Raw genomic sequence first — 12753 nt, forward strand, 5'->3', positions numbered from 1 at the left:
ACGGCGAAGGGGGGAGTGTAGGGCCTGTCAACGCAGGTGCAGCACGCATTTGAATTTGTACAAATACAATTAATCATTCCTATGCAGCCCAGGCTCCGGGCCACTCAACCCCACGACCCCACCATGAAACAGCATCCCCAGGTCATGCAGGCCATCCGCCGAGAGCTTTCCGATTGGCGTCTGTGGTCGGTGCGCGCGGTGGTGATGGGCTTTGCCGTGCTGGCGGGCCTCACGGTGGTGCTGTTCACCTGGCTGACCGAACAGGCCCTGGAGGCTTTTCATGGCCTGCAGCACCTGGCCTGGTGGTCGCCCCTGCTGTGGACGCCACTGGGCACGGCTGTGGTGGTGTGGCTGACGCGACGCTTTGCCGCCGGCGCGGCGGGCTCGGGCATTCCGCAGGTCATGGCTGCCTTGACGCCGGGGCTGCCGGCGCCTGCCAGCGCCTGGTTTGTATCGCTGCGGCTGACCCTGGCCAAGATGCTGCTCACCGCCAGCGGCCTGCTGTGCGGCCTGTCCTTGGGGCGCGAGGGCCCTTCGGTGCAGATCGCCGCCGGCGTGATGCACTCGGCGCGGCGATTCCTGAAACCCGGCGGCCCGGTGTCCGAGCAGGGCCTGCTGATCGCGGGTGGCGCAGCCGGCATTGCCGCGGCCTTCAACACGCCCCTGGGCGGCATCATGTTCGCCATCGAAGAGCTGTCGCGCAAGCCCGAGCAACGCAGCAACGGCCTGATCATGGCCGCCATCGTGCTGTCGGGGCTGATGGCGGTGTCGGTGTACGGCAATGCCACGTATTTCGGGGTGATCCGGCCGGGCGCGGTCGACCTGGCCTTGTTGGGGCCCGCGCTGGCCGTGGCCGGGGTGGCGGGGCTGGCCGGGGGGCTGTTTTCGCGCCTGATGGTGGCCTCGCTCAGCATGGCCTCGGGCGATGTGTTCACGCGCTGGCGCCGCGCCTACCCGGTGCGCTTTGCCGCCGGCTGCGGCCTGGCCGTGGCCGTGATGGGCCTGGCCAGCGACGGGGCCACCTTCGGCAGCGGCTACCAGCACACCCGCGGCCTGCTCGAAGGGCCGCAGGATGCCAACCCCCTGTACGTGCTGCTGAAGTTCATGGCCACCTGGGTGACCAGCTGGTCGGGCGTGCCGGGCGGCATTTTTGCGCCCTCGCTGGCCATCGGCGCCGGCATCGGCAACGACCTGGCCCAGTGGCTCCACCCGGCCCAGGCCAGCACCCTGATCGCCCTGGGCATGGCGGGCTTTCTGGCCGCGGCCACGCAGGCGCCGCTCACCGCCTTCATCATCGTGATGGAAATGGTGGACGGCCACGGCCTGGTGCTGAGCCTGATGGCCAGCGCCCTGGTGGCCAGTGCGGTGTCGCGCCTGATCAGCCTGCCGCTGTACGCCTCGCTGGCCCATCTGCAGTGGCTGCGCCTGCCGGAGGGGCTGCGGGGGCGGGGTGAGGCTGGGCATTGAGGACTGTGGAGGCTCTTTGGGGGATCAGTGGGGCGACGGTAGGCTGGGTTGGACAAAGGGGTGCTGGGATCTGTGGTTGCCAAGCCATCATTTGATATCTTTATTTGATATCAAATAGAATGAAATCGAAGCACTTGAAGACCCTGAATCTGGTCTTTTCGCGACCGACGCCCGCCGGCGTCAAATGGCCCGATGTGCTGGCCTTGCTGATCGCCATGGGTGCGTCAGTCAGTCAGCGTGAGGGATCGCGAGTCGCTATCGAGTTGTTCGGGCAAATCAAGGTGATGCACCGGCCTCACCCGAGTCCGGACATGGACAAGGCCGCAGTCGCCTCGCTGCGGCAATGGTTTGAAGACAATGGAGCCAGGCCATGACCGCCAACACCATGAACATCGACGGACACACCGCCGTCATTGCCTACGACCCCGAACTTGAGCTGTTCCGGGGCGAGTTTCTCCACCTCAACGGAGGCGCTGATTTCTACGCGCCCGATGTGGCCGGCCTGCGCCGGGAAGGCGCCATTTCCCTGCGGGTGTTTCTGGATGCCTGCTCGGAAAGAGGCATAGAACCCCGAAAGCGCTATTCGGGGCGCCTGTTGCTTCGCGTTGACCCGGCATTGCACGAATCCGCCTCCTTGGCGGCTGCGGCCAGCGGCCAGAGCCTGAATAAATGGGTGGAAGACGTGGTGCAGCAGGCTGTGCGATGAGGGCCGCGCAGTAGCCTGAAGGACTGCTTCACTAAAATCCCTCCATGACCGACCACAAGACCATCGCCACCCACAGTGGCAGCTTCCACGCCGACGACGTTTTTGGCGTGGGCGTGCTCATGGGGGTGCATCCCTCGCACACCCTGATCCGCACCCGCAAGAACGAACAGATCGAGGCCGCCGATTTCGCGGTCGACGTCGGCGGCCAGTGGGATGCTGCCCGTGGCCGTTTCGATCACCACCAGCGCGGCTTTGACGGGGCCCGCCCGGCCCGCGTGGTGGACGGCGCAAGCCAGCCCGGTGTGGGCTATGCCAGCGCCGGCCTGGTGTGGGCGGCGCATGGCGCCGACTACGTGCGTGCCCTGGCACAGGCCCAGGGCCATGCCTTGGACGATGCCGGCGTGGCCGAGGTGGTGCGTTCGATCGACGCCTCGCTGGTGCAGTACCTCGACATCGTGGACACCGGCCAGGGCGACGTGGCGCCCGGCATCTTCGGCCTGTCGGCGCTGATCTCGCAGCTCAACACCCACTGGATGGACGAGCAGGGCCTGACGCAGGACACCAAGGCCGCCCTGCAGGAGACCCGCTTCCGCGAGGCGATCGCCATCACCCGCCGCTTTCTGGACCACGCCATCGTGCGCAAGATCTCGCAGCTGCGCGCCAAGGAGACCGTGCGCCGCGCCCCGCGCCTGCTCGACGGGCGCGTGCTGCACCTGCGCGAGGGCGGCATGCCCTGGACGCACGTGGTGCTCGAAGAAATGCCCGAAGTGCTGCTGGTGATCTACCCCGACTCGGACGGTGACCAATACCAGATCAAGACCGTGCCGGTCGAGGCCGGTTCGTTCACCGCCAAGATGGACCTGCCCGAGGCCTGGGCTGGCCTGCGCGAGCAGGAGATGGCGGCCGTCACCGGCGTGGCCGACAGCGTGTTCTGCCACATGAACCTGTTCATTGCCGGCGCCCGCAGCCAGGCCGGTGCGGTGCGCCTGGCCGAGCTGGCCCTGCAATCCGCTGGCCGCTGAAACCCCGGGGCAGGGTGCGCAGTTTTCCCTGCAAACCCTGAACAACACTGTGGATAAGCCGTGCCCAGGGGGCTGAAAGCCAGGGCAAGTGCTTGATTCACAAGGGCTTGTGTTGCGCTGCTCAATTGTTGGGCAAGTGCTGGCGCCAGGCTTGTCGGGGGGGCTGTTGGGCTCAATTATCGGAAATTATCTTGGCTTGGATAAATTATCTGAATCAAGATAAAAACGGATAAATCAGGAGCGCGGGCATCTTGTTACGCGCAAGCCAGGCCAGGGCGCGCACCCGTTCTATGATCCAGGGCGTCGGCTCACCGCTGCCGTCCCGGGCTCGCTGGAGTCGGGCGCCAAGGGTGGGCTGGCATCGGCACCAACCCACGAATCTGCATCGCCATGTCGCAAACCTTCGCCCAGGACATCTACATCGAGCCCGCCAACCTTGACTTCAACACGCTGGCCAATCTGGGCCCGCTGGCCCCCATGGCCGGGGTGTGGGAGGGCAGCCGCGGGCTGGACGTCAAGCCCAAGGCCGATGGCCCGCGCAAGCAGGCCTATGTCGAACGCATCGAGCTGCAACCCATCGACCCCCAGACCAACGGCCCGCAACTGCTGTACGGCCTGCGCTACCACGTGCACGTGGTCAAGCCCGGCCAGACCAAGACCTACCACGACCAGGTCGGCTACTGGCTGTGGGAGCCCGCCACCGGCACGGTGATCCAGACCCTGGCCATCCCGCGCGGCCAGATCGCCATGGCGGTAGGCCAGGCCGCCCCCGATGCCAAGCGCTTCGAGCTGGTCTCCACCCTGGGCGACACGCACGCCAACATCAGCTCCAACCCGTTTCTGGACCACGCCTTCAAGACGGTCGAGTACCGCATCGAGGTCACCATCCACCCCGACGGCAGCTGGGGCTACAGCGAAGACACGGTGCTGATGATCCGGGGCCAGACCGAGCCCTTCCACCACACCGATCGCAACCATCTGTTCAAGGTGGCCGAGCCGACGCCCAACCCGATGGCCCGACCGGCCTGATCAAGCTGTGGGCGCCTCAGTTCGGCACCCGAGCGTTGCATTCAAGGAGCCCTGCGCATGACCCAGCCCCTTCCAGACCCCACGCCTGCACCGGTCCATGAGGCCGCTCAACAGGGGTTTTCGCACGCGGCCCAGGCCTACGCCCAGGGCCGCCCCGACTACCCGGCCGAATTGCTGCCCTGGCTGCAGCAGGCCCTGGGCCTGGCCCCGGGGCGCCAGGTGCTGGACCTGGGCGCGGGCACCGGCAAGTTCACCCGGCTGCTGGCCCGTACCGGCGCGCAGGTGACGGCGGTCGAGCCGGTGGCTGAGATGCGGGCCCAGTTGGCGGCTGCCCTGCCGGGGGTGCCCGCGTTGGGCGGCACCGCCGAGGCCTTGCCCCTGCCCGACGCCTCGGTCGACGCCGTGGTGTGCGCGCAGGCCTTCCACTGGTTTGCCAACGAGGCCGCGCTGCAGGAGATCCACCGCGTGCTGCGCCCCGGCGGCAGCCTGGGCCTGGTCTGGAATGTGCGCGATGAATCGGTCGACTGGGTGGCCCGGCTGACCGCCCTGATCACCCCGCACGAGGGCGATGCGCCACGCTTTTACAAGGGCGATTGGCGCCGGCCTTTCACCGGCCGCTGGTTTGGGCCGCTGGAGCTGAGCCGGTTCAGTTACCAGCATGTGGGCCCGCCTGCCCAGGTGATCGTGGACCGCTTCATGTCGGTCAGCTTCATTGCCGCGCTGCCGCCCGCTGCACAGTCCGAGGTGCGCCAGCAATTGCAAGATCTGGTCGCTCAGCACCCGGCCCTGCGCGGCCAGAGCACGGTGGCCTTTCCCTACCAGACCGAGGCCTACCTGGCCCGCCGGCTCTGACACGGCGCAGCGCTGGGCCTGCTCAGGCCGCCGGGCTGGCCGCCAGCTCGGCCTTGATCCAGCGGCAGAAGGCCCGCGCCGGGTCGGGCTGGGTGCTGCGCGGGTGGATGAAGGCCAGGTAGCTGCCCTCGCCGCGTACACGCTCCAGCGGCAACTCGGCCAGCAGGCCCTGGTGCAGGTGGCTGGCCACCAGAAACGAAGGCGCCACCAGCACCCCGGCGCCGCTCAAGGCCGCCGCGATGGCCAGAAAATAATGGTCGAAGCCGGCCTGGATCTGCAGTGCCCCCGCCCCTGTGCCTTGCTGGCGCGCCCACTGGGCCAGCACATCGGGGCGTGAACGGGCCACCAACAGTGGCCAAGCCTGCATCGGCCTGTGCTGCCAGCGGCGCTGTTGCTCTGGCGTGGCCACGGCCACCAGCTCTTCGTGCGCCAGGTGCCACTGCTCGGCATGCCCCAGGTTCAGATCGCGCGTCACCAGCACATCGAAGGTGTCGTCTGCCTGTGGCATGGCCAGCGAGGTGGTCAGCTCGACGCTCACCTGGTGCGCCTGCTGAAAGCGCGACAGCGCCGGGATCAGCACCGCCATGGCCAGCGAGGGCAATGAGGTGCGCACCTGCAGCACCGAAGGCCCGGTCGTGCGGCTGCGCAGTTGCTGGCTGGTCAGCTCGATCGTGGCCATGGCGTCCTGCACCGTGTCGAAGTACAGGCGCCCCGCATCCGTCAGGCTCAGGCCGGCGCCGCTGCGTCTAAACAGGGGCTGGCCCAGCCAGGCCTCCAGCGTGGCCACATGCCGGCTGACACCGCTTTGCGTCAGGCCCAGGTGCTGGCCGGTGCGCTTGAAGCTGCCCCAGCGGGCCGCCTCGACAAACACCCGCAGGGCGTTCAGCGGCACCTGCTCGGGGCGCCCCGGGCGGGGCAGGGTGGCGGTGGGATCGGGATCGGGCCGGTGGGGGGTATCTGATTCACTCATGGATGCTCTCCATTTTCCTCATTCTGGTCCCCCCTGCGGCCAGCCGCCGCGGCATCATGCCCGGCATGGTTTCCATCGCCTCTCCAAACACCGCCTCTGACAAGCCCCTGCACCAGGCCCACACGCCCATGCCGGCCGAAGCCCGGCGCAGTCTGCTGGCCGCCAGCGTGGCCCACGCCGTGCACGACGGCATGACCGATCTGATCTACGTGCTGTTGCCGCTCTGGCAGAGTCAGTTTGGCCTGTCGCTGGCCTTCACCGGGGCCTTGCGTGGCTTGTATGCGGCCTGCATGGCAGGCTTTCAGGTGCCGGCCACGCGCCTGGCGCGGCGCTGGGGCCGGCCCGCCCTGCTGGTGGGGGGCACCGTGCTGGTGGCCCTGGCCTACCTGGTCGCCGGTCTCAGTGGCGCCTTGCCGGTGGTGTGTGGCGCGCTCTTGCTGGGCGGGCTGGGCGCCAGCACCCAACACCCCCTGGCCTCGGCCCTGGTGGCCGATGCCTATGCCGGCCACCGGGTGCAGGCCCGGCGCGCTCTGGCCAGCTACAACTTTGCTGGCGACCTGGGCAAGACGGCCGTGCCGGCCGGGGTGGGGGCCTTGCTGATGTGGCTGAGCTGGCAGCACAGCCTGATCGCCGTGGGCCTGCTGGGGTTGGGGGCGGCCGCCGGCCTGGCCTGGCTGCTGCGCGCCCCGCCGCTGCAGGGCGCGGCGGCCGATGGCGGGCCGGCCCAGCCGGCACCGCCGCAGGCCCCGGTGCAACCGCCCACTTGGGGCTTTACAGCACTGGCCGCCACCGGGGTGGTGGACAGCGGCACGCGCATGGGCTTTCTGACCTTTCTGCCCTTTGTGTTGTCGGCCAAGGGGGCCGGGGCAGCCGGCACCGGCCTGGCGCTGGGCCTGCTGTTTGTGGGCGGGGCCCTGGGCAAGCTGCTGTGCGCGGTGCTGGAGCGCCACCTGGGCCTGCTGCGCACGGTGTGGCTCACCGAAGGCGCCACGGCCCTGTGCATCGTGGGCACGCTGCTGCTGCCTTGGTGGGGGGCGCTGACCCTGATGCCCCTGCTGGGCTTGATGCTCAATGGCACCTCGTCGGTGTTGTACGGCTGTGTGCCCGATCTGGTGCCGCCCGAGCGGCGTGACCGCGCCTTTGCCCTCTACTACACCGCCACCATCGGGGCCGGCGCCATCGCGCCCAGCCTGTTCGGCTGGCTGGGCGACCAGTGGGGCGTGGCCCCGGCCATGCAGGCGGTGGCAGGCTTTGTGTTGCTCACGCTGCCCTTGACCTGGGTGGTCCGGCAGGCGCTGGCCGGGCAGGGCAGGGACTGAAGGGCGAGGGCCGGGGTGGCTCAGTCCTTGGCGCCGGGCGCCGCCTTGGGCTGCCAGCCGGCCAGTTGCCGGCGCCAGCGGCCCAGGGCGCTGTCGGGCTGGGCATCGGCCGCGCGCGCCGAGGCGGCGGCCAACTGATCCAGCAGCGCCTGCTGCTCGGAATTGGGCGATTCCGGAAAACTCGGCACCACCTTGACGATGTAGTCGCCACGCGGGCCGTTGGGCCGCTCCGGAAAGCCCTGCCCGCGCAGGCGGTACACCAGGGCGTCGCGGTTCAGGCGCATGTGCTGCAGGCCCTCGGGGGCCGGCACCTCCACCCATTGGTTGGCGGCCCAGGCGTAGCCGCACACCGGGATCTCGCAGCGCAGCTGGCCGTCTTCCAGCACAAAGAAGGGATGGGGCTCGATCTCGAGGTGCAGCTCCAGCCCCAGTTCGATGCCGTCGTGCAGCGTGCCGGGCACGCTGAGTTCGTCGCCCGCGCGCACGCCCGGGGGGATGCGCACATGGCGGCGGTAGCTGATCGAGCGCTGGCCCGTGCCCTCACAGGGCGCGCAGCGCTCGCGCTGGCGGCCGTCGCCTTCGCAGTCGGGGCAGGTTTCCTGGGTCCAGACCCAGCCAAAAAGGGCTGCCTTGGCGCGCGTGCCTTTGCCCTGGCAGCCCGGGCAGGCGCTGGCCAGCACCCGGTGGCCCTGCCCTTGGCAGGCCGGGCAGGTGTGGGTGAAGCGCCCGCGCAGGGTGCGCACGCAGCCCAGGGTGGCTTCTTCGATGGACAGGCTCACCTGGCGCACCGTCACCTCGCGCGGTGAATGGGGCGGCGGCGATGGGGGCGGGGCCGCTTTGTCGGCGGCTGGTTTCGCCGCCGGTTTGGCCGCGGGCTTGGGGGCTGGCTTGGCCGCGGGTGGCGCCTCGGGCTCTTCGTCACGCAGGCCGCGCAGGTGGTGGTAGGCCTTGTTGATGCGCTGGGTGCGGCTGGCCGCATCGCGGCTGGGGTTGCGGTCGGGGTGCCAGCGTGACACCAGGCGGCGCCAGGCGGCCTTCAGCTGTTCATCGCTGGCAGTGGGGGGCAGGCCCAGTTCGCGGTAGGCCTCGTGCTTGTCCATGGGGGTGTGTTTCTTGGCGTGGCGTGCCGGCCAGCGGGGCAGCTGCCCGCGGGCGCTGGGGCCAGGGGCGCATCGTAGCAGGCCGCCGGGGCGCCGCCGGCGCAGACTGTGAAAGAACGTCAGCCTGGCCCAGCCACCGCCTGGGGGCGGCGAGCGCTGCCACGAACCATTGGATACACCTGCCCTCAGCCCGCAAAGCCCTGCAGCACATTGACCACGTTGATGCCCACCTCGGCCACGGCGTAGCCGCCTTCCATCACAAACACCGTGGGCAGCCCTGCCCCCGCGAGGGTGGCCCCCACCTGCAGGTAGTCGGCACTGGCCAGCTTGAACTGCGAGATCGGGTCGCCCTCGAAGGTGTCCACCCCCAGCGACACCACCAGCGCCTCGGCCCCGAAGCGGGCGATGGCGTCCAGCCCCTGCTGCAGGGCGGCCCGCCAGGTGGCGAAGTCGCTGCCGGTGGGCAGGGGCAGGTTCAGGTTGCAGCCCCGCCCCTCGCCCTCACCGGTCTCGTCGGCATAGCCCAGGTAGAAGGGGTACTCGGTGCGCGGGTCGCCATGCACCGACACCGTCAGCACATCACCGCGTTCATAGAAGATGGTCTGCGTGCCATTGCCGTGGTGGTAGTCGATGTCCAGCACCGCCACGCGGCGGGCGCCGGCATCGCGCAGGGTCTGTGCGGCCACGGCGGCGTTGTTGATGAAGCAGTAGCCGCCAAAGAAGTCGGGCCCGGCATGGTGGCCGGGTGGGCGGGTGAGGGCCATGGCGGCACGCGACTCGGGCGCCGGCCCGCTCACGGCCAGCGCGGCGTCGATGGCGCAGCGCGCGCCGGCCAGCGCCGCCGTCCAGGTGCCCGCGGTGATGGGGCTGCCCGAATCAAACGAGAAACGCCCCAGGCGGGCCGTGAAATTGGTGCTGGGCGCCTCGTGCCTGAAGCCCCGCACCGGCCAGATCGAGGGCAGGATGTCGAGCTCGGCATTGGCCGGGTTCAGGGCCACCCAGTCGTCCCAGGCCCGGGCCAGAAAATCCAGGTAGGGCGCGCTGTGCACGCGGTGCAGCGGGGCCAGATCGGGCTCGCCAGGCTGGCGCAGCGGGCCCACCGGGCGGCGCTGCAACTCGTTGAGCACATAGTCGAGGCGGCTGGGGTTTTCGTGGCAGGGCACCAGGCGGCCCCGGAACATTTCCTGGCGGCCATCGTGCAGGTGGTGCTGGGGGTTGTGGAAGATGATCATGCAGGCGCTGGCAGGCTGAAGACGAAAGGCCAGAGTTTAGCCACCGGCGCGCACGCGGTGGCGGTCTTCCCCGCCTCAATCGGCCTTGATGCCAGCGCTTTTCACGATCTGCGCATAGCGCGTGTATTCCTGGCCCACCTGCTGCGCAAAGGCCTGTGGAGACAGCCTGGACGTTTCAATGCCTTGGGCCGCCAGCTCCTTGCGAGCTGCAGGACTGCTCAGGATGCGGTTGACCTCGCTGGCCAGCGGGTCCAGCACGGCCTGCGGTGTGCCAGCCGGTGCAAACAGGCCGAACCAGGTGCCGGCCCGATAGCCCGCGTAGGTCTCGGCCACGGTGGGCACCTCGGGCAGCAGGGCGTTGCGCTGCTCGCCCGAGGTGGCCAGAGCCACCACGCGGCCGCTGCGGATGTGGGGCAGGGCTGGCCCGATGGCGATGAACATCAGATCCACCTGGCCGGCCATCACATCTTGCAGGCCCAGCGGCCCCCCGCGGTAGGGGATGTGGGTGGCAAAAATGCCGGCGCGCTGCTTGAGCAGTTCCATCGCAAACTGCAAGGCACTGCCATTGCCGGCCGAAGCGTAGTTGAGCCGCCCGGGCTGGGCCTTGGCGGCGCGCACAAAATCGGCCACGCTGCGCAGGCCAGTCTTGGGGTGGGCCACCAGCACAAAGTCGATCTGGCCCAAGGGCACCACGGGCAGCAGGTCGCGCCGGGCGTCGTAGGGCAGGTTTTTTTGCAGATTCGGCAGGATGGTGATCGGCCCGTCGCCCCCCACCAGCAGGTTGTACCCATCGGGCGCGGCCTTGGCCAGGGCGTCGGCCGCCAGCACGCCGGCGGCGCCGGTGCGGTTGTCCACCACCACACTCTGACCCCAGCTCTCGCTCAGGCGGCTGCCCACGTAGCGCGCCAGCACATCGGGCGCGCTGCCCGGGGTGTTGTGCACGGTCAGGTGCACCGGCCGGTTCGGGTAGGCCTGGGCGGCGGCGCCACCACTCAAGCCGGCGCCCGCCAGCATCAGCAGGGACAGCCGCATGGCGGCGAGAAGAGCGGGTTTGATCGGCATGGTGCAGTCGCGGGGCGGGTGGGGGCCCGATTCTGAAGCTTGAATCAACGAGGGCCAACCATCCGTTATTCATATGCTTATTGCGCTGGCCCCGTGAAGGCTTGAGCGGCCATGCGATGACCCTGGAGATTGTGAGGAATCCTCGCCATAGGCCCGGGTGGCGTCGCTGACATGGCTTGCCAGGATGGAAACTGCGGCAAACTCCAGGCATGAATGCCCCTGCATACAGCTTGTGTCGACCCACTCTGCAAGGTCCTGTGCTGGGCCGTTTGGGTTCGGTTGTTTTACCGCCGCGCTAGGCCTCACAACATCAGGTTGCTGCTATGGGCTTCTTCATCGAAAACATTCTGTTTCCTTGTCTGGCGTTCGTGGTTCTCGCGGCGCTGGTTCTGCGCCGCAAGCGCGATGGCAGACCTCGGCCGAGAGGGGCAGTCACCGCATGGCTGGCCGTCGCCTTGGTTGGCCTGACTGGCGTCACCGTCTACCTCCTTTCCGGGCTCAAGTCATCTGACGGCTGGGGTGGGAACCTGGTGCTCATGATCGCTTTTTGCACGGGTGGTGCAGCGCTGTACTGTCTGGCGGCCCTCGTCTTCAATCTCCTGGCCAAGGCCTTCACCGAAGATGTGCCCCCGCATGCTGCGCTTGCGCGGGAGCGAGCTCGCGCGCGCCAAGCGCTCAGCCGCACCAAGTCAAGCCCGCCCTCAAAGCGTTGAGCCCCAGGCCTGCCGTCACAACCTTGCGCCCGCGAATAAAAAAAGGCACCGGAAACCCGGTGCCCTCAAAGCCTTGGAGAAAGCAAATTCCCGTTTTCACGGGGGGCGCCAGGCCCGGCGAACTGGGGAAGGGCGCAGCCCTGGCAGGGGCTGTGCCCGCCCTGTCCCGGTTCGCTCAGAGGCTGATGGCGTGGTCGCAGCCTGGCGTCAGAAGCTCACGCGCAGGCCGATGTCAAAGCCGGTGGAGTTGCCGTTGACGTTGCTGGTGCCGGTGACTGGGCCCAGCGCGCCCGAGCCGTAGGAAGAGGCGGCCATGGAGGCGCCGCCGGAGTTGCTGACGCGGGCCACGGTGGCGTAGGCGGCGGTGCGCTTGGAGAGGTTGTAGATGCCGCCCAGGGCCAGCTTCTGAGCCTTGGCCGAGCCCAGCTTGACCTGGCCGATCGAGGCCAGCACGTTGAAGGCGCCCACGGGGGCGTTCACGCCCAGGCTCCAGCCCTTGGTGCTGAGGTCGTTGCCGGTGGTGGCCACGTTGGAGAGCTTTTGCTGGGCCACGATGCCCATCACCTTGGCGGGGCCGAAGTCATAAGAGCCGTAGACGCTGGTGTCGGCCATGTCGCCCGCCAGCGGGGCGGCGGCGCCCGAGGTGCCGGGGCCGGCCAGGCCGTTGTTGCCCAGGCTCTGGGTCAGGCCGGCGAAGGTGGTGCGGGTGTAGGCGGCCGCCACATCGAGCGGGCCTTGGCGGTAGCCCAGGCGGGCCCCGGTATAGCGGCCGTTGCTGGAGGTGTCGATGCTGTTGATGGTGGCGTTGCTGGGCTGGTTGCCGAAGGCGACCATGGCCTGGCCGTAGAGGCCCCCCAGGTTGCCGGGCAGGAAGTAGCCCACCGAGTTGGAGGCGCGCACAAAGGTGTTGGTGGCGGCCGAGCCGGTGTAATCAAGGATCAATGTGCCCACGCCGGCGGCGGCGAAGGGGTCGGCATTGAGGTAGTTCTGCCAGCTGGGGGTGGTGTCGCGGCCGATGCGCAGCTCGCCGAAGGCGCCAGCCAGGCTGACGGTGGCGCGGCGGTTGAAGGTGAGGCCGCCGGCGGCGATGTCGGAGCGCTGGTTGTTGGTGGTGGTGCCGCTGCTGCCGATGCCGCTGGCGGGGTTGATGGCGCCCTCAAGCCAGAAGCCGGCGCTCAGGCCGCCGCCCAGGTCTTCGACGCCGCGAAAGCCGAGGCGGCTGGCGCTGTTGCCGGAAGGGGAGACGCCGGAGACGCGGCCGGCGTTGGTCTTGACGTTTTC

Annotated in this window: 13 protein-coding genes; 8 read left to right on the forward strand and 5 right to left on the reverse strand. The window is 68.9% G+C overall.

The window, feature by feature from the left end; all coding sequences use genetic code 11:
* The first annotated feature begins 123 nt into the window (after positions 1-123).
* The 6 genes from L880_RS0122835 (at position 124) to L880_RS0122860 (ending at position 5076) form a co-directional block, all read left to right on the forward strand.
* The gene (locus L880_RS0122835; RefSeq protein ID WP_043330313.1) at positions 124-1467 is read left to right on the forward strand and encodes a chloride channel protein; all 1344 of its coding nucleotides are present in this window, start codon (positions 124-126) and stop codon (positions 1465-1467) included.
* Positions 1468-1586: 119 nt separating this feature from the next.
* The gene (locus tag L880_RS0122840; protein WP_027477644.1) at positions 1587-1841 is read left to right on the forward strand and encodes a type II toxin-antitoxin system HicA family toxin; all 255 of its coding nucleotides are present in this window, start codon (positions 1587-1589) and stop codon (positions 1839-1841) included.
* Positions 1838-2173 (forward strand): type II toxin-antitoxin system HicB family antitoxin, encoded by a 336-nt coding sequence (locus tag L880_RS0122845; RefSeq protein WP_027477645.1) that lies wholly within the window; start codon positions 1838-1840, stop codon positions 2171-2173. The genes L880_RS0122840 and L880_RS0122845 overlap by 4 nt, the downstream gene beginning before the upstream one ends.
* Positions 2174-2217: 44 nt before the next feature.
* Entirely contained in the window at positions 2218-3195 is a 978-nt protein-coding gene (locus tag L880_RS0122850; protein ID WP_027477646.1) for an MYG1 family protein, read from the forward strand.
* Positions 3196-3585: 390 nt separating this feature from the next.
* Positions 3586-4224, forward strand: coding sequence for an FABP family protein (locus tag L880_RS0122855; protein WP_027477647.1), 639 nt, complete (start codon positions 3586-3588; stop codon positions 4222-4224).
* Between the two features lie 57 nt (positions 4225-4281).
* Positions 4282-5076, forward strand: a complete 795-nt coding sequence (locus L880_RS0122860; RefSeq protein WP_027477648.1) for a class I SAM-dependent methyltransferase — start codon at positions 4282-4284, stop codon at positions 5074-5076.
* Between the two features lie 22 nt (positions 5077-5098).
* On the opposite strand, the gene L880_RS0122865 is transcribed toward L880_RS0122860, so the two are convergent.
* Positions 5099-6046: a LysR family transcriptional regulator gene (locus L880_RS0122865; RefSeq protein WP_051443529.1), complete on the reverse strand. Its 948-nt coding sequence runs from the start codon at positions 6044-6046 to the stop codon at positions 5099-5101.
* Positions 6047-6102: 56 nt separating this feature from the next.
* Here L880_RS0122865 and L880_RS0122870 point away from each other — a divergent pair, with 56 nt between their 5' ends.
* Complete coding sequence (locus tag L880_RS0122870; RefSeq protein WP_051443532.1) at positions 6103-7365, forward strand: MFS transporter; 1263 nt, start codon at positions 6103-6105, stop codon at positions 7363-7365.
* A 20-nt stretch (positions 7366-7385) separates the two neighbouring features.
* Here L880_RS0122870 and L880_RS33230 read toward each other — a convergent pair whose 3' ends face one another.
* The 3 genes from L880_RS33230 to L880_RS0122885 all read right to left on the reverse strand — a co-directional run bounded on the left by L880_RS33230 (position 7386) and on the right by L880_RS0122885 (position 10759).
* Complete coding sequence (locus tag L880_RS33230; RefSeq protein ID WP_051443530.1) at positions 7386-8465, reverse strand: DnaJ C-terminal domain-containing protein; 1080 nt, start codon at positions 8463-8465, stop codon at positions 7386-7388.
* Between the two features lie 185 nt (positions 8466-8650).
* Entirely contained in the window at positions 8651-9697 is a 1047-nt protein-coding gene (locus L880_RS0122880) for a histone deacetylase family protein (protein WP_027477651.1), read from the reverse strand.
* A gap of 75 nt (positions 9698-9772) precedes the next feature.
* Positions 9773-10759, reverse strand: coding sequence for a Bug family tripartite tricarboxylate transporter substrate binding protein (locus L880_RS0122885; RefSeq protein ID WP_027477652.1), 987 nt, complete (start codon positions 10757-10759; stop codon positions 9773-9775).
* 323 nt (positions 10760-11082) lie between these two features.
* On the opposite strand from L880_RS0122885, the gene L880_RS0122890 reads away from it, so the two are divergent.
* Complete coding sequence (locus L880_RS0122890; RefSeq protein ID WP_027477653.1) at positions 11083-11472, forward strand: hypothetical protein; 390 nt, start codon at positions 11083-11085, stop codon at positions 11470-11472.
* A gap of 207 nt (positions 11473-11679) precedes the next feature.
* On the opposite strand, the gene L880_RS33235 is transcribed toward L880_RS0122890, so the two are convergent.
* Positions 11680-12753: porin (locus tag L880_RS33235; RefSeq protein WP_043330315.1), on the reverse strand; the 1074-nt coding region annotated here is incomplete at its 5' end.

This window comes from Curvibacter gracilis ATCC BAA-807, assembly GCF_000518645.1.
In the GTDB taxonomy this organism is placed as follows: domain Bacteria; phylum Pseudomonadota; class Gammaproteobacteria; order Burkholderiales; family Burkholderiaceae_C; genus Curvibacter; species Curvibacter gracilis.

What these genes read in the sequence shown, in the direction of transcription:
- L880_RS0122885 (WP_027477652.1), bottom strand. Translation starts at nt 10,759, where the DNA reads ATGCCGATCAAACCCGCTCTTCTCGCCGCCATGCGGCTGTCCCTGCTG.
- L880_RS33230 (WP_051443530.1), bottom strand. Translation starts at nt 8,465, where the DNA reads ATGGACAAGCACGAGGCCTACCGCGAACTGGGCCTGCCCCCCACTGCC.
- L880_RS0122845 (WP_027477645.1), top strand. Translation starts at nt 1,838, where the DNA reads ATGACCGCCAACACCATGAACATCGACGGACACACCGCCGTCATTGCC.
- L880_RS0122835 (WP_043330313.1), top strand. Translation starts at nt 124, where the DNA reads ATGAAACAGCATCCCCAGGTCATGCAGGCCATCCGCCGAGAGCTTTCC.
- L880_RS0122840 (WP_027477644.1), top strand. Translation starts at nt 1,587, where the DNA reads ATGAAATCGAAGCACTTGAAGACCCTGAATCTGGTCTTTTCGCGACCG.
- L880_RS0122880 (WP_027477651.1), bottom strand. Translation starts at nt 9,697, where the DNA reads ATGATCATCTTCCACAACCCCCAGCACCACCTGCACGATGGCCGCCAG.
- L880_RS0122865 (WP_051443529.1), bottom strand. Translation starts at nt 6,046, where the DNA reads ATGAGTGAATCAGATACCCCCCACCGGCCCGATCCCGATCCCACCGCC.
- L880_RS0122870 (WP_051443532.1), top strand. Translation starts at nt 6,103, where the DNA reads ATGCCCGGCATGGTTTCCATCGCCTCTCCAAACACCGCCTCTGACAAG.
- L880_RS0122890 (WP_027477653.1), top strand. Translation starts at nt 11,083, where the DNA reads ATGGGCTTCTTCATCGAAAACATTCTGTTTCCTTGTCTGGCGTTCGTG.
- L880_RS0122855 (WP_027477647.1), top strand. Translation starts at nt 3,586, where the DNA reads ATGTCGCAAACCTTCGCCCAGGACATCTACATCGAGCCCGCCAACCTT.
- L880_RS0122850 (WP_027477646.1), top strand. Translation starts at nt 2,218, where the DNA reads ATGACCGACCACAAGACCATCGCCACCCACAGTGGCAGCTTCCACGCC.
- L880_RS0122860 (WP_027477648.1), top strand. Translation starts at nt 4,282, where the DNA reads ATGACCCAGCCCCTTCCAGACCCCACGCCTGCACCGGTCCATGAGGCC.